This window comes from Pseudarthrobacter sp. NIBRBAC000502772 (assembly GCF_006517235.1).
Taxonomy (GTDB): Bacteria; Actinomycetota; Actinomycetes; order Actinomycetales; family Micrococcaceae; genus Arthrobacter.
The window spans coordinates 2460438-2482055 of record NZ_CP041188.1 but is presented as its reverse complement, the minus strand read 5'-3'; the positions used below and the strand labels follow the sequence as shown (position 1 = coordinate 2482055).

At 60.5% G+C, this 21618-nt stretch carries 17 protein-coding genes; 12 read left to right on the top strand and 5 right to left on the bottom strand.

From position 1 onward, the window contains the following. Nucleotides 1–416 precede the first annotated feature (416 nt). Entirely contained in the window at nt 417–1304 is an 888-nt protein-coding gene (locus tag NIBR502772_RS11410; RefSeq protein ID WP_141140266.1) for a LysR family transcriptional regulator, read from the bottom strand. 296 nt (nt 1305–1600) lie between these two features. Here NIBR502772_RS11410 and NIBR502772_RS11405 point away from each other — a divergent pair, with 296 nt between their 5' ends. The 8 genes from NIBR502772_RS11405 (at nt 1601) to NIBR502772_RS22405 (ending at nt 9879) form a co-directional block, all read left to right on the top strand. Then, nucleotides 1601–3001, top strand: a complete 1401-nt coding sequence (locus NIBR502772_RS11405) for an ABC transporter substrate-binding protein (protein WP_168223526.1) — start codon at nt 1601–1603, stop codon at nt 2999–3001. A 93-nt stretch (nt 3002–3094) separates the two neighbouring features. Then, nucleotides 3095–4111, top strand: a complete 1017-nt coding sequence (locus tag NIBR502772_RS11400) for an ABC transporter permease (protein WP_141140264.1) — start codon at nt 3095–3097, stop codon at nt 4109–4111. Further along, nucleotides 4108–5022: an ABC transporter permease gene (locus NIBR502772_RS11395; RefSeq protein WP_141140263.1), complete on the top strand. Its 915-nt coding sequence runs from the start codon at nt 4108–4110 to the stop codon at nt 5020–5022. Before NIBR502772_RS11400 ends, NIBR502772_RS11395 begins: the two co-directional genes overlap by 4 nt. Further along, nucleotides 5019–5969 carry an ABC transporter ATP-binding protein gene (locus NIBR502772_RS11390; protein ID WP_141140262.1) on the top strand — a complete coding sequence of 317 codons (951 nt, stop codon included), beginning with the start codon at nt 5019–5021 and terminating at the stop codon, nt 5967–5969. The genes NIBR502772_RS11395 and NIBR502772_RS11390 overlap by 4 nt, the downstream gene beginning before the upstream one ends. Then, nucleotides 5966–6790: an ABC transporter ATP-binding protein gene (locus NIBR502772_RS11385; protein WP_141140261.1), complete on the top strand. Its 825-nt coding sequence runs from the start codon at nt 5966–5968 to the stop codon at nt 6788–6790. Before NIBR502772_RS11390 ends, NIBR502772_RS11385 begins: the two co-directional genes overlap by 4 nt. A 3-nt stretch (nt 6791–6793) precedes the next feature. Then, nucleotides 6794–8005 carry a serine hydrolase gene (locus NIBR502772_RS11380; protein WP_141140260.1) on the top strand — a complete coding sequence of 404 codons (1212 nt, stop codon included), beginning with the start codon at nt 6794–6796 and terminating at the stop codon, nt 8003–8005. Between the two features lie 315 nt (nt 8006–8320). Further along, nucleotides 8321–9088, top strand: coding sequence for an SDR family NAD(P)-dependent oxidoreductase (locus tag NIBR502772_RS11375; protein ID WP_141140259.1), 768 nt, complete (start codon nt 8321–8323; stop codon nt 9086–9088). Nucleotides 9089–9708: 620 nt separating this feature from the next. Continuing rightward, entirely contained in the window at nt 9709–9879 is a 171-nt protein-coding gene (locus NIBR502772_RS22405; RefSeq protein ID WP_168223525.1) for a hypothetical protein, read from the top strand. Nucleotides 9880–10036: 157 nt separating this feature from the next. On the opposite strand, the gene NIBR502772_RS11370 is transcribed toward NIBR502772_RS22405, so the two are convergent. Next, nucleotides 10037–10417: a hypothetical protein gene (locus NIBR502772_RS11370; RefSeq protein ID WP_141140258.1), complete on the bottom strand. Its 381-nt coding sequence runs from the start codon at nt 10415–10417 to the stop codon at nt 10037–10039. A gap of 2492 nt (nt 10418–12909) precedes the next feature. Then, on the bottom strand, nt 12910–13686 hold the full coding sequence (locus NIBR502772_RS11360) for an enoyl-CoA hydratase (RefSeq protein WP_141140257.1): 777 nt from the start codon (nt 13684–13686) through the stop codon (nt 12910–12912). Between the two features lie 480 nt (nt 13687–14166). Here NIBR502772_RS11360 and NIBR502772_RS11355 point away from each other — a divergent pair, with 480 nt between their 5' ends. After that, nucleotides 14167–15720 (top strand): Re/Si-specific NAD(P)(+) transhydrogenase subunit alpha, encoded by a 1554-nt coding sequence (locus NIBR502772_RS11355; protein WP_141140256.1) that lies wholly within the window; start codon nt 14167–14169, stop codon nt 15718–15720. Beyond that, on the top strand, nt 15717–17192 hold the full coding sequence (gene pntB, locus NIBR502772_RS11350; protein ID WP_246848472.1) for a Re/Si-specific NAD(P)(+) transhydrogenase subunit beta: 1476 nt from the start codon (nt 15717–15719) through the stop codon (nt 17190–17192). The genes NIBR502772_RS11355 and pntB overlap by 4 nt, the downstream gene beginning before the upstream one ends. Before the next feature lie 975 nt (nt 17193–18167). Here the strand turns inward: pntB and panD are convergent. Both panD and NIBR502772_RS11340 read right to left on the bottom strand, forming a co-directional pair. After that, the gene (panD, locus tag NIBR502772_RS11345; RefSeq protein ID WP_210412278.1) at nt 18168–18590 is read right to left on the bottom strand and encodes an aspartate 1-decarboxylase; all 423 of its coding nucleotides are present in this window, start codon (nt 18588–18590) and stop codon (nt 18168–18170) included. A gap of 324 nt (nt 18591–18914) precedes the next feature. Continuing rightward, complete coding sequence (locus NIBR502772_RS11340; RefSeq protein WP_141140254.1) at nt 18915–20066, bottom strand: acyl-CoA dehydrogenase family protein; 1152 nt, start codon at nt 20064–20066, stop codon at nt 18915–18917. Between the two features lie 131 nt (nt 20067–20197). Here NIBR502772_RS11340 and NIBR502772_RS11335 point away from each other — a divergent pair, with 131 nt between their 5' ends. Beyond that, nucleotides 20198–20755, top strand: coding sequence for a TetR/AcrR family transcriptional regulator (locus NIBR502772_RS11335; protein WP_168223524.1), 558 nt, complete (start codon nt 20198–20200; stop codon nt 20753–20755). Between the two features lie 69 nt (nt 20756–20824). Continuing rightward, complete coding sequence (locus NIBR502772_RS11330) at nt 20825–21592, top strand: electron transfer flavoprotein subunit beta/FixA family protein (protein ID WP_141140252.1); 768 nt, start codon at nt 20825–20827, stop codon at nt 21590–21592. Nucleotides 21593–21618: the final 26 nt, after the last annotated feature.

Here is a 21618-nt window from a genome sequence, read left to right as displayed (position 1 = left end):
AAAGGGCACCATTCGACGGGCGCGCACCTCGGTGCGTCGGTATGCTCCGGCGATGCAGTCCTCGAGGTCGTTGACCCCAAAGGATGTCGCTGCATCCGGACCTAACTACAGGACGGTCGGCGACCGCGGCTGGAGTCGTGTCGGCGCGGATACGGTCCTGGAAGAAGCCAAGGAAGACTAGCCACGCTCTCGCACCCAGCCTCCTGCGCGTGCGAACAGTGGCTGGCCGACCACTCCCCCAGTTCACGAAATGTGCAGTATCGGCGCTTTGTGGGGAGTGGAACTAGCTTCGTGAGCTCCCGTCGATGGCCACTTGGTCCCGGAGCCAAGCCCCCGCGAATCGCGTGAGCTTTTAGCACTCAGAGTTCGAGAGGCTGCTCAACCACCAGGGCCGAGAGTCTAGGATTGCATCCCTCCTATAGTCGGGCGGCCGGGTATAGCTCCGAGGTGAAACGTGAAAGGTTGTGCAGGCATTCCCTTATCGCAGGCGCGGCGAAATGCAGCGGATTCCAGACGCCGAAAAGAGTGAACACCAGGTCCTCCCCGCGATGAGTGATGGGCATGGCGTGCACCCCGAAATTCGGATCATCCGAGAGCACGCAAACGCCTTTGCCAGCGGCTGCCAAGGCTTGGCCCACCACGGCGGAGCGTACTTCAAATCCGGCCCTGTAGGTGAGGCGCTCAGTGCTAACTGCATCATCGAACATCGTGCGAACACCAAAATCAGCTGTCATCGTTATGAGAGGCCACTGGACGAGTTCCTGGAGGCTGATTTTCACCCTCCCGGCAAGAGGGTGTTTGGCGTTGCACTGTGCCCAAAGGAACGCCCTGCCAACAACAACCGCTTCGAGCTCGGATGGTGGCGGCTTTGTTCCCAGAGCAAAGTCAGCCTTACCCTCCTGCAACGCCGAGTAGACAAACTCAGGGGTCGCCTCGACAACATTGGTCAGGATTCCATCGGGCCCTTCCGAGACAATGAAGGGGGCGATGATGTCGACGATGGTGGCAGAGGCTGCCGCTATCGTAAGCCGCTGCACCGAACCTCCGGCCATCGCCCGTGCGGATGATTTGGCCTGCGCGGCGCGGGTAACCAGGTCCTTGGCGATGGGCAGAAACGCAGCGCCCGCCGCGGTCAGCGATAATTTTGCTCCTGATCTATCGAAGAGGGTGAGCCCGAGGTCCTGCTCCAAGGAGCGAAGCTGCCGGGATAAGGATGGTTGGGCCACCATCAAAGAGCGTGACGCAGCATTGATGGATCCTTCATCAACGATGCTCAGGAAATACGTCAGGTGCCTCAAGTCCACTATGCCTCCAAGGTATGGATTTTACTCATTATAGGCATTTCCCAGGCATAGGTATACCTAGTTAGACTCGTCACACTTCCCACCCCTTCTTCAAGGAGTCTCTGTTGGAACTCTCATTTCCACACCCGGCTCGGACCGTCCTCGCTACGGCCGCCACAGTTGTTCTTGCCTTAAGCTCAGCGGGCTGCACGCCGGCTCCGAAGGTATCTTCGGACCCGGATGTATTCTCCGTGGCCGCCTCTGCCGCCGTTACCACGTGGGACCCGGTGCGTTCATTTTCAACCGAGGCCCTGTACATGGGAAACATCTACGAGCCTTTGCTATGGAAGAACCCGGAAGGTTCGGCCGAAGAATTCAAGCCGGCCATCGCCGAGTCCTGGAGCTCCAGCGAAGATGGAAAGGCATGGACCTTTAAGATCCGTTCGGGTGCGACCTTCCATGACGGCGAGCCTGTCGATGCTGCTGCCGTCAAGGCCAGCATTGATGCCGCCAGGGAGCGGGCAGCTGCATCGTTTATCTGGGCACCGGTCGAGAGCGTTGAGACGCCTGACGACACTACAGTCGCGATAAACCTCAAGTACGCCGCCCCGATGGACCTCGTTGCTTCCTCCACATACGGTGCCTGGATCGTTTCCCCGAAGGCGCTGGCGGCATCGGCAAAGGACGAGAAGTACTTTGACGCCGGTATCGACGCGGGCTCGGGGCCGTACACCGTCGACTCCTACAAGCCCGGCTCTGAGATCGTGCTGAAAAAGTTCGAAGCCTACTGGAACAAAGAAGCATCCCCGCATTTCGATGTGGTGGACATCTCCATCACCCCGGATGCCGTAACCGCCCAGCAAATGTTGACTGCAGGAGAGGTAGATTATGCGACCAGCATTCCGTTGGAAAACGTCAAGACGCTGGCCGATGATCCGAAGTTCACGGTGAAAGACTTCAACTCACCGTTCAATTTCCTGGCCATGTTTAACACGAGCCGCGCACCACTGAACGACCCGGAGGTCCGCCGCGCGCTCAGCTACGCCATTCCATACAAAGAGATCATTGACATCGGAGGGCAGGGCTACGGCACGCAGTCCCACGGCCCTGCGCCCAGTGGCATCTTCCCCTACAGCCAGGACGTCCCGCAGTACTCCCAGGACTTGGACAAGGCCAAGCAGCTGTTGGCCGCAGCTGGTCATCCGGACGGCCTGAAGCTCAAGCTTACTTATGCCTCAGAAAACCCTGCAGAAGCCCGGTTTGTACCACTGATCAAGGATGCGTTCGCCAAGATAGGGGTGGAAGTGGACGTCAAGGCCGAGTTGTTCAATCAGCAGTGGGACGCTGCCAAGGCAGATCCCACAACGGCTCAGGACATCTTTGTACTCCACTACTGGCCGACCTACAGCGACGCCGGCAGTGACAACCTCACGTCACTGTTTCGTTCCAGCGAAAAGCCATCCTTCAACCTGAGCTACTGGAAGTCCCCCGAGTACGACAAATTGGTGGACAAGGCCGCAACATTGACCGGAACGGACAGGGCTGCAGCGCAGGACCTTTACAAGGAAGCCATGGATCTCCTTTATAGGGAAGCACCTGCGGCATTCCTCTACGATGCCCGCGCAGTCTCCGTGGTTCCCGTTGGACTGAACGTTCCCCAGTTCAATGAAAACTATCCTTTCACGGTGTTCTTTGCACCCATCAAACCCGCAGCGTAGCCAGCCCATCAGAGACCCGGGGCGGGGGAGGCTGAACCGGGGTTCGCCTCCCCCGCCCCGACCTTCATTCCATCATCCAAGATAAGGAGAACCATGTTGCGCTTCGTCCTCAGACGGCTCATCACATCGGTGCTGGTTCTCGCCGTGCTCACAGTGATCGTCTTCGTCCTGGCTCGTGTCGTTCCCAGCGACCCTGCCGTAATTTTCGCCGGTCCCAAGGCTCCGCCGGCAGAGCTTGACCGGGTCCGCCAAGAGCTGGGTTTTGATCGCCCCATGTTCGTTCAGTACTTCGAATACTTGAGCAACCTGCTCACCGGAGACTGGGGTCAGTCTCTTGCCACAAAACGCCCCGTGTTGGATGAGCTGTTCACCCGCCTCCCAGCCACATTGGAACTCATCGGGTTTGCCATGGTTCTCGCTGTAACGGCGGGGGTCATCTTGGGAGTGGTTGGCTCCCAGCGTCCCGGCGGATTCATCGACGGAGCAATTCGTTTCCTCTCCATCGGAGGGATTTCCGTGCCCGCCTTCTGGCTCGGGCTGCTCCTGCAACTCTTGTTCGTCGGGGGGCTGGGCATTCTTCCGGCCACTGGGCAATTCAGCAACTCCATCAAATACTCCAACCCCATCACTCACGTCACCGGGCTTCCCCTGTTCGACAGCATGATCACCGGCAACGGCGTGGCCTTCACCGATGGGTTGCAGCACATGATACTTCCGGCCCTCACGTTGGCCGCATACCCTCTTGGACTCGTTGCACGAATGACCAGGGCAGCCATGCTCGATGTTATGAACCAGGATTACATCTTCACCGCCAGGGCCTACGGTCTGAGGGAGACCGCCATCCATTGGCGCCTTGCCCTGAAAAATGCTCTACCACCCGTCCTGTCTATCGCCGGAATGGCTGCAGCCTACGCCCTGACCGGAACATTCTTCGTCGAAGCTGTCTTCAACTGGCCAGGGATTGGGCAGTTCGCTACATCTTCCATGCTTGCAGTGGACTACCCAGCCATCATGGCAATTACGCTCATGGGTGCCACGGCCTACCTGCTGGCCAACCTTCTGGTGGACATACTGCAATCCCGAATCGACCCCAGAGTGAGCATGTCATGAGCCCCACGACCCAAATCTCCGCCCCGACCCGTTCCGGGCCGGCCGGAGAACAGACCACCCTCAAACCTCTCAAACTACTTAAACAGACCCTGGGCCGTGACCGTTTGGCCGCCATTGGCGCGATGATCATAGTCCTTGTCGTAATCCTGGCTGTTTTTGGGCAATGGCTGGCACCCTTCCCTGATCAGGGCATGGGGACGACCAATGCCTCCGCCCGAAACCTCGCTCCTAACGCCGCGAACTGGCTCGGCACCGATCAACTCGGTCGTGACGTCCTCAGCCGCATCATCATGGGCGCGAACCCGGCGCTGACTATCTCTGCCCTCGTTGTCGCGGCCGCGGCCCTCATCGGGATTCCCCTCGGCGCCGTCGCCGGATATCGCGGTGGCTGGCTCGACGAAGCCTTGATGCGAGTGACCGAGATCTTCCAGGCCTTCCCGCCTCTGCTCCTGGCGATGGTGACCGTTGCGATCCTTGGGCCCAGCCTGACCAACGCCGGCATTGCCTTGGCCATCAGCTGGTGGCCCTGGTATGCGCGCCTTGTACGAGCGGAAGCAAAATCCCTTCGGGAACGCTCCTATGTCGAAGCAGCCCGCGCCATGGGCATTCCGCAACTGCTCATCATCAGCCGCCACGTACTTCGCAACTGCATGACACCCATCCTCGTCCAAGCCACCGTCGACATCGGCACTGTGATCCTGGCTGCCGGGTCCCTGGCATTCATCGGTCTTGGAACTCAGCCGCCCCTGCCTGACTGGGGTCTGATGGTCGCTGAAGGACGCGGGCTCATATTCAGTTCCTGGTGGATAGGCACTTTTCCGGGCCTGGCCATCTTTCTGGCCGTCCTAGGATTCAACCTCCTCGGAGATTCGCTGCGCGACCTCCTTGACCCCCGGCAGGTAAAGCGATGACCCACGTACTTAGGATCCGCGACCTCAACGTCGAATTCACCGACCGCGGAAAGCTTACCAACCGCCCCGTCCGCGGTATCGACCTCGATGTTTCGGCCGGTGAAATCCTCGGCCTAGTAGGGGAAACCGGGTGCGGCAAGTCCCTAACAGGACTCGCTGCCTTGGGGATCCTTCCACGCGGCGCACGGCGCACGGGGCAGGTGACCATCGGCAATGATCCCTCACAGGCCTCGTCAGAACCAGGTGGCTCGGTGGCCATCGTATTCCAAAACCCCGGAACTGCCTTCAACCCTGTCTTCACGCTTGGCCGCCAACTCAGCGATGTCCTGAGCCGGCACCGGCAAATCTCGAGGTCCGAAGGCAAAGCTGAAATCATTCGTCACCTAAGCCTGGTCGGTTTACCCGACCCTGAACGGGTCTACCGCAGCTATCCGCACCAACTGTCCGGCGGAATGCTGCAGCGGGCCATGATTGCCATGGCTCTTCTACGCCAGCCCCGTCTGTTGATCCTGGATGAGCCCACAACGGCTCTGGACGTCACTGTTGCCCGGCAGATTTTGGTCCTCATTGACGAACTCAGACACAAGTTCGGGTTCGGTGTGCTGCTCATCAGCCACAACCTTGGCATCATCCGCGATGTCTGCGACCGAGTGGCGGTCCTCTACGCAGGCAGGGTGATCGAAACCGGAACCGTCGACGCGGTCATGAACAACCCCCGCCACCCATACACCCGCGGCCTCCTCGGCGCCCTCCCAGCAGGGCGAACCCACGGCCAGCGGCTGACCGCCATCTCTGGCACAGTCCCGGGGAACCTCTTATCCATCACCGGGTGTGCCTTCAGGAACCGTTGCCCACATGCAGTCACCGACTGCTCCCTCACCGACCCGCAGCTCACAGAGACCGGGCCACACCAGGCAGTCGCCTGCATCCGGGAAGGCGAACTATGACAAACGTTCTCACCCTCGAAAACATCGTCAAAACATTCCCGCTGCAAAGAAAAGTCTTCACCGCAGTCGACGACGTCTCCCTCAGCATCAAGGAAGGTACGGTCTACGGCCTTGTCGGAGAATCCGGCTCCGGCAAAAGTACCCTCGCCCGCTGCGCCATGCAGCTGATGCGCCCAACATCCGGGCAAGCCATATTTGAAGGACATGACCTCGGCAAACTCGGACCCAAGGCACTGCGGACCATCCGTTCCCGGATGGGAATAGTACTTCAGAATCCAGTGGCATCATTGAATCCACGTATGTCTATCGGCGCTTCAGTGGCAGAGCCACTTCGGGCCCACACTGCCCTGAAAGGGCACGCCCTCCAAGCAAAAATAGACAATCTGCTGGACGAGGTCGGGCTGGGAGCTGAGCACACCCATCGGCTCCCGCATCAGCTCTCCGGAGGACAGTGCCAGCGCGTCGGCATCGCTCGCGCGCTGGCCACCTCGCCCCGTCTCCTGATCCTGGACGAACCCACCAGCGCCCTTGATGTTTCCGTCCAAGCCCAGATTCTGAACCTGCTGCAGGACCTGCAGCAACAAAAAGGGCTCACGTATCTGCTCATCTCCCACGACCTGGACGTCGTCCGCTATCTCAGCGATGAGGTGGCCGTCATGAAGACCGGAAAAATCGTAGAAAGTGGAGCAGCCGAACGGATCTTCACCGATCCACAGCACGACTACACCCGCAGACTCCTCGAAGCAGCCCCAGGGCACGGCCGACCCGAATTGGCCGATTCCCACACTCTCCCCACCCTTACCACGCAAGGCAACGACTAAAACATGTTAAAGGCAACAGCTAACAGTTCCCTCCTTCCCAGCCCTGGCAAGATCGACCGCTACGCTGGCCAGGACTTCAATGAGCACGTCACCCTGGAAAACTGGCAGGAAAGCCCATTCAATCGCTGGGGCTTCGCTCATATCAGTGAACTCATCACCACCGCAACGATCCGTCGAGGCAGATCATCCGAGCCCTCTGCTGGAAACAATCCAGCCACACCTGAACACGCGGAGAGGTGGCACAATGTTGAGGATTTCCTGGAATCCACGCACACAGATGCCATCGTCGTACTTCAGCACGGGAAACTGGTCCTGGAACGCTATTTTGGCTCTTTCCAGCCGCACGACCGGCACGTCCTGATGTCTGTTTCCAAATCCCTCTGCGCGCTCACCATGGGTATCTTGGTGGGCCGGGGACTCATAGACACGCAACACCCTGTCCACCACTACGTCCCGCCGCTGAAGGGAAGCGCCTACGGGAACGCGACGGTCCGCCACGTACTCGACATGACCGCCGCAGTCCGCTACAGCGAAAACTACCTGGATGCGGCCGCTGAAGTCCAGCAGCAGGATAGGATCGCCGGCTGGCGCCCCAAGCTCGAAACAGACCCAGAGGACACTTACGAATTCCTTACGCTCCTCAAAGCTGCCGGAGAACACGGCAGATCATTTCAGTACTGCTCTGCCGGTACAGACGTGCTGGCATGGATCATCGAGAACGTCACCGGCAAGCGATACGCCGAAGTCGTATCCGACGAGCTGTGGTCTCAGCTGGGGACCAGCGATGATGCACTCATCACCACCGATTCCGGTGGTTTCGCATTTGCGAACGGAGGAATCGCCTCCACCGCACGAGACCTGGCCAAGATCGGACAGCTCATGCTGGACGACGGGAAAGCCAACGGCCAAACGGTCGTCCCATCATCGTGGATCAACGACACGATGCGGGGCGGAGACCCACAACTGGCCAGAGGAACCGCCTACCAGCAAGTCCACCCCAACGGCTCATACCGGAACCAATGGTGGGCTCCCGGAGACAGCCGAGGCACGGTCTACGCCGCAGGCATCCACGGCCAATTCATTTGGATTGACCCCATCAGCGACACCGTAATAGCAAAGTTCTCCTCTGACCCACAACCCGTCTCACTCGAACTCAGCCGGGCACACGCCGAAGGATTCAGGCAAATGATCAGCATCCTGGAATACACCAGCTGATTGAGGCGACCTCTCGGAGCGCAGGTCCTCAGGAATCCCACTAAGAGGAAAGGTCAAAGGAGAGAAATCACCTCCAAGGGTGATCCGAATCTGACGCCGAAGCAGACCGCCGCCCGGTGGCTGTGCACCCGATTATCCTGAAAGGCCGCTAGGGAAATCGACTCCGAAGACTAGTTCCCGAACGCTTTGCGCCACGGAGTGGCATATACCCGGCCCTGCCTTCTTCGCCTCATCTTCCCCGGATCGGATCGCACAAGGCGTCGAACGGCTTGGCGCGTTGGAGAAGCAGCTTGAAATCTTAAGGATGGAGCGCGCGTGACAGCTACGTCAGTTCCGAAAACAAGGGTTGCACTGGTTACGGGAGCGACTTCGGGCATAGGCACAGAAATCGCGAAGCGGCTCGCGGCCGACGGATTCATTGTCGTGATCTCCGGCCGGTCTCTGGAGAGGGGCGAACGGACCGCCCGCGAACTCGGGGACCAGGTGCATTTTGTACGAGCGGACCTCACGGAGCACCGTGCTGCAGAAATACTCATGGAGCGCACCTTACGAATTGCGGACCGCCTCGATGTGCTCGTGAACAACGCAGCGATCGACCACATCGGTCCGCTCCTCGACACGCCAACCGACGAGGTCCGGCAAACGTTTGAGACCAACACTTTCGGAGCCATCTCCTGCCTGCAGGCAGCCGGCCGGGCAATGCGTGAACGAGGTGAAGGAGGGGCAATCATCAACATCACCTCTCGGCTGGCTAGCATCGGTGTCCCCACCATGTCGGTCTACAGCGCAAGCAAAGGGGCCATGCTGGCGCTCACCAGGGCGGCCGCCGTCGAACTCGCCCCGCACAATATCCGCGTCAATGCGGTCGCACCGGGAATGACCAATACGCCCCTCTATGCGGAGTGGGTGTCGAGCCAAGACGACCCCGAAGCAACAATGCAACGCGTGGCGAGTGCAATTCCCCTCAAACGCGTCGCCGAGCCGGCAGACATTGCTGCGGCCGTCTCATACTTGGCCAGCCCTGCGGCAACATACATTACCGGCGTCTCGCTACCCGTCGACGGTGGTTACCTCGCGCAATAACGACCAGCAGTTCAACCCCCGCTACGGCTTGGGAGAGTTCTATGAAAAGGCGCCAAACATGCCATTCACATGTTTGGCTCAGACAGTATCCTCGCGTTGGCTGCCATGTCAGTGCCGAAGGTTCCCAGTTGCATCACTGAGATCAGTGCGGTCAAGCCGGGTTTCGGATTGACCATAGAAAAGCTTGGCGCGGATGCAATAAGGATGAGGATTTCCCCGCGGCCTCATCGTTGGCTGGTGCGAGTCTGCTGGGCGACAACTACATGAGCGCCATGGAAAAACTTGGCCTGGACACGGCAAGATTTCTGGATAGGCCCTTCATGGACCTAGACGCAACGATTGGCATGGGGAACTTCTGGAAGTCCGACAGGGTCTTCGAGGACGCATTGACCGCTTTAGGGGCATAAGTCGCCTCATCCATCGACACGAGCTACGTACAGGATCTGATCGATCAAGCGGATGCTTTCACGGCAGATATAGAAGCCTTTGACATCGATGACCGCTCGGCAGAGCTCTTCACCGCTCACCCAGGCCTCGCAGAATCAATCGAGCAGCAGCCGTTCTTAGTCAACCTATCCCCCGCAGAGCGCAAGCTGATCGTCTGGTTCATCGGGACCATCGTGGCCATCTACGTCACTATGGGCGTCGTCACCATCAGCCTGGATAGCGAGGAGTTCGGTCAGCTCTTGAGCGGTCTCGGGATAGCCGGGCCAGCTGCCGGCGTGGCCGCGGGCAAAATGACAGGAAAGCTGCTGGATAAGCTGCCTCAGCAGCAATGCCCACCTGACTAGATGATCTAGCCTCCCGCTAGGCTCGCGTGCATGCCTTGGCGCAGGGCGTCGATCGCCGACTCCAAAGCCATCCGCTTCTCCAAAATCGGACCGTCCTCCATCTGAAGGGCGACATATGCGTCTTGCGTGGCATCTTGAACGATCATCATGTCGGCCTTCAGCGCTCCATCAAAGAGTGCAACCTCTGCCCTGATGCGGCGCCACTTGGATTCCCACGCCGTGAGTCTTTCTCGGAAGTTGGTGGGTACCCTCCCCTCGAAGAAACCAACAGTTCCCTGCTGGCTTCGGAGAAGATGTCGCGAAGCTCTTCGGCTTCCTGGAGTGCGGCTACAAATGCAGTCTTCTTGCTATCAAAGAACAGTGCGGTTGACTTCGCCGTCATCTCAAGTTGATGTTTACCTTTCTCAAAGCCCAGGCGCTCGGTCTCTCGTTTGGCCGTGAAGTGCGCTGACACGATCTGAGCAAGGACCGCGCCCATCGCACCGAGAAGCGCACCGATAAACCCTGCGGCCAATGTCCACCAATTGAAATCTGTCACGACTAAAGGGTACTTGGACTGAACGCTGCTCCTTTACGAGCCTGCGCTACACGGATTCGTGCAAGCACACCCTCATCGCCGTAGAGGGTGAAGCCGCAGCCATTGTCGTGTTTGCCTCAATTTTAGGAACAGTCCGCCACAAAATGGCCGGGGCTGCACATGGTCCAACAGCAACCACTGGGCCACCCAACTGCTGTGGCCCGACCGTCGGATCGACTACATTTTCACTGCAGCACCACGGCGCGGCGGGGCCGGCCATCCCCGCGCCGCGGCACTGCTCGGTACCCACCCCGTCAGCGGCACGTACCCGTCGGACCACTTCGCAGTGCAGGCCGACATCCGCTACTGACCAGGCACGAAGAAGTTCCTTGTAGCTGCGGACCCTCCTCGGTCCGGACCGGGAACGGACCGACAATGCCCAAAGACCACTGCTGCGGTTCGACGCCGCGATGTGACTCGAATAGGACGAGTGCCCCTGTCCACAGTTCTCCGGCAATTTGTCCACATCCTGGGTCTGAAACGCCCCTGAGGTGGGAAAACACGGTCCGGGTAGGTGGTTGCCGGTCCCACACACCTCGCCCTCTCAGCCGTTCGGGGTCTTTGTGTGCAACGTATCCTCGGGCTTCTTGCCGGAGCCCATGGCCGTCGATCAGCCCCCATAGCGAATTGGAACGCGTGTTGCGGGCCCGGCGGTCCCTATTGCGCGGCGTATCGCAGGGTTTCGCGAATTCTCCAAGGTGGCGGGTCATGTCGGAACCGTGTGCGGCAGGCACGAACAGGCGATGGCGCGAGACCAGCGACTGCAGGACCCAGATGAGCGAGTCCCCGCAGGTCTCGTCAGAAACGACGCCCGAGGGCATGAATAGACGTCATTCGAAACAGACGGGCGACCGTATGGAACTCAAGAGATGGCCAACTGGGAAGTCGGCAACTTAGCAACACGACGGACACCAATTTTCCCTCAGGTCATGTCCTGGAGAACGCCAAGAAGTAGGAACTGGTAGCAGCCAAAAGGGTGCAGGAGGGTGAGTAAATTCAGGTCGCCATGTGCCGTGGACAGGGTGTTGACAATGTCAACACCTCTTTGGCCGGACATCCGCGCGTTGAGCCCACTGCCTGGTCCGCACGAGGCAGCTACGCGGGGAAGATCCTGGAAACCAGCTTCGCCTTGGTCATGTCGTCAACACAACTTTTAGCCATGAATGAGTGATGGCCAACCACGGCCATCCGAACAAACCGTAAAGGAGGACGGATAGCCCCATCACAGCAGGCGGAACCCCACTAGCCAGGGTCCTGAACCCGCCAACCCACACACCTGAAAAGGCTCCGCGGCAGCCAGGCCACAGCCCGCGAACCTAGCGTCAGAGGGACGCCACCACAAGCTTTGTCAACACGTTAAAGCAGAAACCCCTCTGACGAGGGGAAACACTGTGCCCGAGGTGGGACTCGAACTGCATTCCAGGCCTTGCGAACACTGAGCTCCCCCGGAAACATGCGGGATCCGGCCCGATCCGACCCATGTACGGCCCAGTCCGACGGCAAAAGTGTGGACATTGTCCACATCCCTAAATTCGCCTTTTGCGCACGCATAAACAACCGTGTTCCCTGTGGAGGGAACGCGGTTTTCGTTTGCGCCGGACTACGGACAAGTTCGCCAGGTCCTAGGTTGTGGTGGTGCCGCCAGCGAGCAAGGGTGCCTGCCACGTCAGGACCGGAAGACCCACCAAGCAAGAAATTCATGGTAGCGACACGTCCTTCGCTTGTTTCATGAGCTGTTGGGCGGACGCGAACATAACCAAGCCAAAAGGGGTACCCCGAAAGGCAGTCCAACCCGGGACAGTGTCACACTCCTTGAACCGGACTTATCACTACTTACCGGGGATTCGGATGTAGCTCGTTCCCGTGGTGTCTTTGAGTACGACGCTGCAGTGTACTTTGCCTGCACGATCCGTCTTCCCGCTTCTCAACAGACGTCACCCTGCACCATAGGCCTCAGTCGGCTGTGCTGGACGGGGCCTTAGAGAACTCGCCACTCCACAGCCGTATGCGCGAAAAGTCACTTGGTCATGTTCGGATCATAAGGTTGCCAAGAAGCGCTCCAACTCCTGGCTGAGTGCGGCTGCTAGCTCAGCCACGTCGCACTCCGTATCTCTCGCCTCCCAGTAGAGGCCTTCCCAAGGGAACGAAGTGATATTACTGGGCTCCCCCATCGAAGCCGGCTCGTTTGCGGAGGGCGTGGGCTCGACTACATGCGCCCGAGGGGCCTGTAACCGAAGGAGACTGAGAAGATGCGCTGCGCGAGCGTCATGATGGCTTCCTCTCTGAAGCATCTTTGTTGCAATGGAGTCGAGTGGTTTCGTGGGTATACGCCGTGACGGCATTCGGATGGCGGGTGTTCCATTGAGCAACACGTCGATCAGTGGTGAGGCAACATCCCGTTCGTACCACTGCCCGGGAGCTCCCGCGGATTGGTTTACGTTTCTTGAGGTCCTCTACTTGTGCGTGAATTCCGGCTGCCGCTTGTCATTGAAGGCGGCCATTCCTTCCTTCTGGTCCTCGGTGGCGAAGAGTGAATGGAAAATACGGCGCTCGAACAGCACGCCCTGAGCGAGCCCGGTCTCGAAGGCTGCATTTACAGCCTCCTTAGCCAGCATCGTCACCGGCCTGGACTTGGAAGCGATTAGCTCAGCAACCTTCAAGGCTTCTTCAACGGTATCGGCGGCCGGCACGACTCTGGACACTAGGCCTGTTAGTAAGGCTTCCTGAGCCTCGATGAAACGCCCGGTAAGGATGAGGTCCATCGCCTTGGCCTTGCCGATCGCACGCGTAAGGCGTTGTGAGCCACCCATGCCAGGGAGCACGCCCAGGTTAATTTCGGGCTGTCCGAACTTAGCATTGTCGGCGGCGATGATGACGTCACACATCATGGCCAATTCGCATCCTCCGCCCAGGGCAAAGCCGGACACGGCTGCCACTATAGGGATGCGCACATTCGTGAAATGCTCCCAATCCCTGAACCAGTCCGCGCCGTACATGTCCAGGTAGCCCTGAGCGGCCATCTCCTTAATGTCCGCCCCTGCAGCGAAGGCCTTGTGGGAGCCAGTAAGTACCACTGCGCCCACTCTTGGGTCCGCATCCATGGTCGTGACTGCATCAACCACGTCATGCATGGTTGATGCGTTCAGCGCGTTCAATGCCTTTGGCCGGTTGAGTCTGACCAGCCCTACACGTCCGCGTTGCTCAACCAAAATGGTTCCGTAGTCCCTCATCCCTAACCCCTTTGTGTCGTACGTCTTTGATCCGACTCCGACCCGTCCGGGTCTCAGAAACGCTCGTTGCCTGAAGTACGCATCGAGTTCCCGGGCCGGACTGCATCGAGTTGCGTGACCGCGTCTGGCTTACGGGGCCTTGATCAACCTTCCTATCTTTCGCCGCTGAATACTGATTTCAGTACGAAAGAACCGTATCTGGTACTCTAGCCGTAAGTAGGCGATTTCGATAGGTCTGCAGGAGAATGCAACGGCGGTAGCTGCAGGCCGCTGGCGCCGAATGTGACCTAGCCCCCCATCTGTGTGGAAGATTCGGGTGATCGCCCAAGGCAGAGGAACGCTGGAGCAGGGTTCCACTGAAGGAGCTGCGGGAACCCGATCACGTCGTACTGACGATCCTGAACGTAGTGAAAAGACGCCTCAAGTGCTTGGCACCGGAATCCTGTCCGGGCACGTTTGGCTTGACGAGAGAGAGTAAACGTGACGCGTGTTGGCATTGTGGCCGAGTTGGGTCGCGAGACAAGGGTGGCGGCGACGCCTGTCACCGTGAGGCAGTTGTTGGGGCTCGGCTACGAGGTTGTGGTCGAGAAAGGCGCGGGTGAATCCGCATCGTTCCGCGATGACGCGTATGCCGCTGCGGGTGCCTTGATTGTGGGCGCTGATGAGGCATGGGGAAGTGAAGTGGTGTTGCGGGTTAATCCGCCCACCGAGGATGAGATCGGCCGTCTCGCTGACGGTGCGACGCTGATCGGGTCGCTAAGTCCTGGGTTGCGGCCGGAGTTGGTGGAGGCGTTGGCGGCGCGTCCGATCACGGCGTTGGCGTTGGATGCCGTGCCGCGGATCTCGCGGGCGCAGTCGATGGACGTGCTCAGTTCAATGGCGAACATTGCCGGCTACCGCGCCGTGATCGAGGCAGCCCACGAATTCGGCCGGTTCTTCACCGGCCAGGTGACCGCGGCGGGCAAGGTCCCGCCGGCGAAAGTTCTCGTCGCCGGGGCCGGTGTGGCCGGATTGGCGGCGATCGGGGCTGCGTCCAGCCTGGGCGCGATTGTGCGGGCGACGGACCCCCGCCCGGAGGTCGCCGACCAGGTGAAATCCATCGGCGGAACCTACCTCAAGGTCGAGGTCGCCGAAGAGATGAAGTCCACGGACGGGTACGCCAAGGCCACGTCCGAGGCGTATAACGCCCGTGCTGCGGAGATCTACACGGAGCAGGCGGCGGATGTGGACATCATCATCACCACCGCCCTGATCCCGGGGCGTCCGGCACCGAAGCTGCTCACGGCAGAGGACGTGGCCGGCATGAAGCCGGGCAGTGTGGTCGTGGACATGGCGGCCGGGCAGGGCGGGAACGTGGAAGGCTCTGTCGCCGGGGAACGCATCGTCACCGACAACGGTGTGGTCATCCTGGGCTACACGGATCTTCCGGCACGGCTCCCGGCCCAGGCCTCCCAGCTGTACGGCACGAACATGCTGAACCTGCTCAAACTCCTCACCAAGGACAAGGACGGGGTCTTGAGGATCGATTTCGATGACGTGGTGCAGCGCTCCGTGACGGTGGTCCGGGACGGGGAGAAGACCTGGCCGCCGCCACCGGTCCAGGTCTCCGCCGCACCCGCAGCCACGACTCAGGTCACGGCCGCCGAGAGCATTGCGCCGAAAAAGAAGGCCGGTCTGAGCCCTGCGGGTAAGGCCGGGCTGTTTGCCGCGGGGATCGCGGTGCTGTTTGGGATCAACGCGGTGGCTCCGGCGCCGCTGCCGCAGCACTTCACGGTGCTGATGCTTTCGATCGTGGTCGGCTTCTATGTGATCGGGAAGGTCCATCACGCGCTGCATACCCCGCTGATGTCCGTCACGAACGCGATCTCCGGGATCATCGTCGTCGGGGCGCTGCTGCAGGTCACCTCGGACAACATCGTCATGCAGGTGCTCGCCGCGGTCGCGGTCCTGCTGGCCAGCATTAACATCTTCGGCGGCTTCGCCGTTACCCGGCGCATGCTCGCGATGTTCTCCGCCGGGAAGGCACGTTCATGAGCGCCATCACCGAAGCAGCAGCAGGAATCGTTACGAGGAGCCTTACCGTGTCTGATACCGTCTCCGGTCCGTTGACCGCCGACTCCATTGCCGGCGCCGCCTACATCGTCGCGGCCCTGCTGTTCATCCTCAGCCTTGCCGGGCTGAGCAAGCACGAGAAAGCCCGGTCAGGGGTCATCTACGGCATCACCGGGATGGTCATCGCCCTCGCAGCCACCATCTGGCTGACCCTCCAGGGCGCCTGGGGCGCAGGCCACGCCCTCACCGGCCTGGTCCTGCTCGTGGCCGCGGTGCTCGTCGGCGGCGCCATCGGGCTCTGGCGCGCCCGCGTCGTGGAAATGACCGGGATGCCCGAGCTCATCGCCCTGCTGCACAGCTTCGTAGGCTTCGCCGCGGTCCTGGTGGGCTGGAACGGCCACCTCGAAGCCCCCGCACTGTCCCCGGACCTGACCGCCATCCACCACGCCGAGGTGTTCATCGGGGTGTTCATCGGTGCGGTCACCTTCACCGGCTCCATCGTCGCGTTCCTGAAGCTCTCGGCCCGGATGAAGTCCTCGCCCCTGATGCTGCCGGGCAAGAACGTCATCAACCTCGGCGCCCTCGCCGCGTTCGTCGCGCTTACCGTCTGGTACGTCAACGACTCCCAGCTCTGGCTCCTCATCGTCGTCACCGCCCTGGCCCTGGCACTGGGGTGGCACCTGGTGGCCTCCATCGGCGGGGGCGACATGCCCGTGGTGGTGTCCATGCTCAACAGCTACTCCGGCTGGGCAGCAGCAGCCGCAGGGTTCCTGCTGAACAACGATCTCCTGATCATCACCGGCGCCCTCGTCGGCTCCTCCGGTGCCTACCTGTCCTACATCATGTGCAAGGCCATGAACCGGTCCTTCATCTCCGTCATCGCCGGCGGCTTCGGCATCGCCGCCCCCGCCGCGGCCGACGCAGAGTACGGTGAGCACCGCGAAATCACGGCCCAGGCCACCGCCGAGATGCTGACCAACGCCTCGTCCGTGGTCATCACCCCCGGCTACGGCATGGCCGTCGCCCAAGCCCAATACCCGGTCGCTGAACTCGCCCACCAGCTGCGCGAACGCGGCGTGAACGTCCGGTTCGGCATCCACCCCGTCGCCGGACGCCTGCCCGGACACATGAACGTCCTCCTCGCCGAAGCCAAAGTCCCCTACGACATCGTCCTGGAAATGGACGAAATCAACGAAGACCTCGGCGACACCTCCGTAGTCCTCGTCATCGGCGCCAACGACACCGTCAACCCCTCAGCCGCCGAAGACCCGGGAAGCCCCATCGCCGGCATGCCCGTCCTCCGCGTCTGGGAAGCCGAAAACGTCATCGTCTTCAAACGATCCATGGCCGCCGGCTACGCCGGCGTCCAAAACCCACTCTTCTACCGCGACAACTCCCAAATGCTCTTCGGCGACGCCAAACAACGCGTCGAAGACATCCTCCGCGCGTTCTAACGGCAGCCCGGATGTTCGGCCGCCAATGGCATACGCCTGAGGCGGCCGCTCAACCGATGTCGAAGACGTGGGCGTCAGACCCGAGGCAAACCCCTGCACGACTCGTTCCCCATCCAGGAATTGGAAAGCGAAATTCCGGCACCGGTTCCTGGACCGGAGAACGTGGGCACTAGCCGATGCCTTATCGCTTTCGGTGCTCGACGATGATCCTTCGTTGCTTGTCGGCACCGTTCCAAGCGGCGGCGGGGCGGCGAAGGCGACCACCCGGGTTGCCGCAAGTCGCAACGAAGAGTCGCCCCGCCGCTTTTTCCAACTCCGTGCAGCAGCACCTCTGCCTCCAGCGGGTCACGGCCGCCACCCGAACTGGTAGCGGCTCCATTTCAGCGCCACGACTGCTGGCATTGTCTCACCTGTGCGAAAGGGTTTCGTCGGACCTCGATCGTGGCAGTGAAGCGCCCTGGATCTGGGGCTGCCCAGCTCCAACGAAACAACCGGCCGGATCCGATTGGCACACACATCATGCCCAGTCGGTGGGGGTATAGAAGACGCTCATGTCCGCACCGGGTCCGGAACCCTCAATGACGCCCGTGTGGGCGTCGGTCTGATCCAAGTGCAGTAGTGCAAGGATGCCATGGGGTGTTTGAACCAGCGGTGAGAGCGTCGAGACGCGCTGGGATCTTTAAACGAAGCATGTCGAGCACGCTTGCTTCGTGTCCAAGTACGTTTGGAATCCAGTCCTGCTCCGAGCAGGACCTCGATTCCGGCCTCATCGAAAATCGCGTGCTCGTGCTGCACGTTAGGCGGCGAAGCGCTCAGTGTCCTTGCCTTCGGGAGTTGATGCGCGCCGACCCTGCCTACCGGTTTCATCTCCGCATCTGGTTCCCACCGTTTTCTCCCTGAGGGGCCTAATCCGAAGGGAGCCGACACTCTGGTTCAGTGCTCGAATCACCACTTCTCGAGATGTCATGGGCCGATTCACTCGGCCGTTGACAGCGCGAAGGGCGGGCGCATCAAGCCGGGGGCAAAGCCTTCAGCCGGGTCGTTACCGAGCTCGACTATCCTGTTCCTCCGATCCACATGGACAACCTTAGGAGCGTAAGTCCTGGCTTCTTCCAGGGTCAGATCGGCGTAGGTAATGAGAATGACGGTGTCTTTTGGAAAGATCAAATGTGCTGCGGCGCCGTTGATGCCGATGACGCCGGAGCCCCGCTCACCGGCGATCGTGTAGGTCTCCAGGCGTGCGCCATTGGTGACGTCGACGATCACAACAAATTCGCCTGGGAGGATATCAGCAGCGTCCAGCAAGTCCAGGTCGACCGTTACCGAGCCAACATAATGGAGGTCAGCATGCGTCACGGTAGCCCTGTGGATTTTGGACTTAAGCATTTTCCGGATCATCTCATTACCCCTGTCCGCCGTGGAATGTTGGCCATGTCCCAATTCGTCACGGCTGGTTGTGGGACCAGGCGTAGCCGACATACACCTCATTGCCATCGGCCCTCTCCACCATGGTTCGTGAATTCACTCCTTGGGCTGAAACCCACAGGATCGAGTCATCCGGCATGACGGCATCAACGGTTCCAAGTCGGACAACCTTTCCGCATCGACGTATCTCGACGTACTGCCCCAGAGTCCTCTGCCAGTCTGGTTGCAGGTGAAGTTCCATGCTCTATCCGTTCCGTTGCTGGTGCGCTCGCTGCGTCGGGTCTCAGATTCCGCCGACTAGGCGGTGCCCTTGGCCAGATGTCGAGAAATAACAAGTCGCTGGATCTGGTTGGTGCCCTCGAATATCTGCATGACTTTTGCTTCGCGCATATAGCGCTCTGCGGGAAAGTCTCTCGTGTAGCCGGCGCCCCCCAGTACCTGCACCGCATTAGTTGCCACAGCCATGGCGTTGTCGGTGGCGACGAGCTTTGCGATGGATGCAACGCGCGCAAACGACAGACCCTGATCCTTGCGCCTCGCTGCGGCGAGGTAGGTTGCTCGTGACGACTCGACGCAGGCATCCATGTCCGCCAGTAGGAAGGAGAGCCCTTCGTGGTCGATGATTGCCTTGCCAAACGCTTGACGCTCCTTCGCGTAGCCGATGGCGAGGTCGAGCGCACCCTGGGCAAGGCCTGTCGCGACAGCCGCAATGCCGAGCCGGCCGGCATCGAGCGCGGCAAGTGCGATCGATAGGCCCTGTCCTTCGTCACCGATGCGGCGCTCGGTCTCGACAAACACGCCATCGAAGTTCATGGTCGCCGTTGTGGAACCAGTCAGGCCCATCTTGTGCTCTGGCGGTGCGGCGCTCAGGCCGGGGGCGTCAGCGGGCACTAGAAAACATGAGATGCCGCGCTTGCGGTCGTCCGAGGTTCGCGCCATCACGGTGTAGAAGTCAGCCTCGCCACCATGCGTGGTCCATGCCTTGGCCCCCGTAATAACGTATCCACCCTCGACCCGGGCTGCCCTGGTGCGCATGGCGGCGGGGTCCGAGCCGGCGTGCGCTTCCGACAGACAATATGCCCCCAGGAGTTCACCTGCGACCATGTCAGGCAGCCAACGTTCACGCTGCGCGCCGGTGCCGTATGCAGCCAGGGGGAAGCAAGAAAGTGAGTGCACACTCACCCCTACGCCGATGCTCGCCCAGGCTGTCGCGATTTCCTCGAAGACCTGCAGGTATACCTCAGCAGGCTGTTCACCGCCTCCGTAGCTTTCTGCGTACGGCAGACCCAAAAGACCAGTGCGACCCAGTAGGAGGAAGATGTCGCGGGGGAATTCAGCAGCGCGTTCGGCAGTGGCGGCGCGGGGCACGAGCTCTTTGGTGACAATCTCGCGGGTGAGCGAAACGAGGTCTTCCGCTTCAGGAGATGGTAACAACCTTGAGGAGGCCATGTCTTTCCTTTCCATGGGACGTGGTACCAAACTCAGTACTAGAAAACGCTTTGTGGTACTGTCGTAGTATGACAGATGTTCAGCGGATTCGAGGCGGACGAGTAACCCGTTCTTCCCTTAGGCGAGACGAAGTGATCGAGCAACTGATCGACCTCTTCCTTGACGAAGGGTTCGCCGACATGAGTCTCAGCGACCTGGCTGGCTCGCTCAAGTGCTCGAAGACAACGCTCTACGCAGTCGCTCCGAGCAAGGAGCAGATCATCGTGGCAGTCGTGCGCGCCTTCTTTCGTCGAGCCACGGAACGAATCGAGAGCCGGATGATGCCTGGCGATTCAGCCCTCGCTCGGCTTGATGCGTATTTGCGCATGATCTCTGAGGAACTCACCCCTGGCTCCCAGCGCTTCTTCGCAGACGTTGACGCCTTCGAACCGGCCAGGGAAATTTTCCACAACAACACACTGTGGGCGGCGCAGCGAGTGCAGGCTCTGGTACGGGAGGCATTACCAGCGGGTTCCGCTGTTGATGCGTTGTTCGTAGGCACCGTGGCGAGCCTGATCATGAACGCGATCCACCGCGGCGAGATCGAGGAATCAACCGGAATGGGCCGCGGCGCGGCGTCCCGAGCCTTGGCCGACCTCATCATTGGAGCCATTACCGCCACCGGAACGTCACGGCCGCCCCAGCACTAAATCCGAGCTGATCCCCGGGCTATGCAGCCACAGCGAACGACTGAACCGACACGCAAAGGAGCGAACCTGATGAAGATTGTTGTATTGGTCAAGCAAGTCCCCGACACATGGGGGGATCGCACTCTGAATTCGGCGAACGGGCGGCTTGACCGCTCGGCCGCCGAAGCGGTCATCGATGAAATCAACGAGCGGGCACTCGAAGTTGCCCTGCGTCATCGGGACGCGAATAAGGGCACCGAAGTCGTCGCACTTTCAATGGGTCCGGTCCGAACGGGCGAATCACTTCGCAAGGCCCTGGCAATGGGCGCCGACAGTGCCGTGCACGTGCTGGATGACGCCCTCGCAGGGGCAGACGCCGTCAGCACGGCAAGGAGTCTCGCTGCCGCCCTCGCACAAACGGGCTTCGACCTGGTGATCGCCGGCAACGCGTCAACCGATGGCCGTGGAGGCGTCGTTCCCACGATGGTCGCCGAACTGCTCTCACTGCCGGCACTGAGCAACATGAACTCGTTGACGATCGATGGCTCAGTTGTGCGGGGTGAACGGGAGACCGATTTCGGCACCGCAACTGTGCACGCGGCAACACCGGCTGTGGTCAGCGTGACCGAACGTATGCCCGAAGGCCGGTTTCCAAACTTCAAGGGGATCATCAGTGCGAAGCGCAAGCCCGTGGTCACCCTCACCCTGCAGCAGCTCAGGCTCGCGGACGCCGGCGGGCAGTCCATCGTGACTGCCACCACCAAGCGACCCGTGCGAGCAGCCGGGCAGAAAGTCGTCGACGACGGAACGGCCGCCGATGCCCTGGTCGCCTTTCTCGCCACCGAGCGCCTTATCTGACGAACCGATTCGATACAGGAGAACCA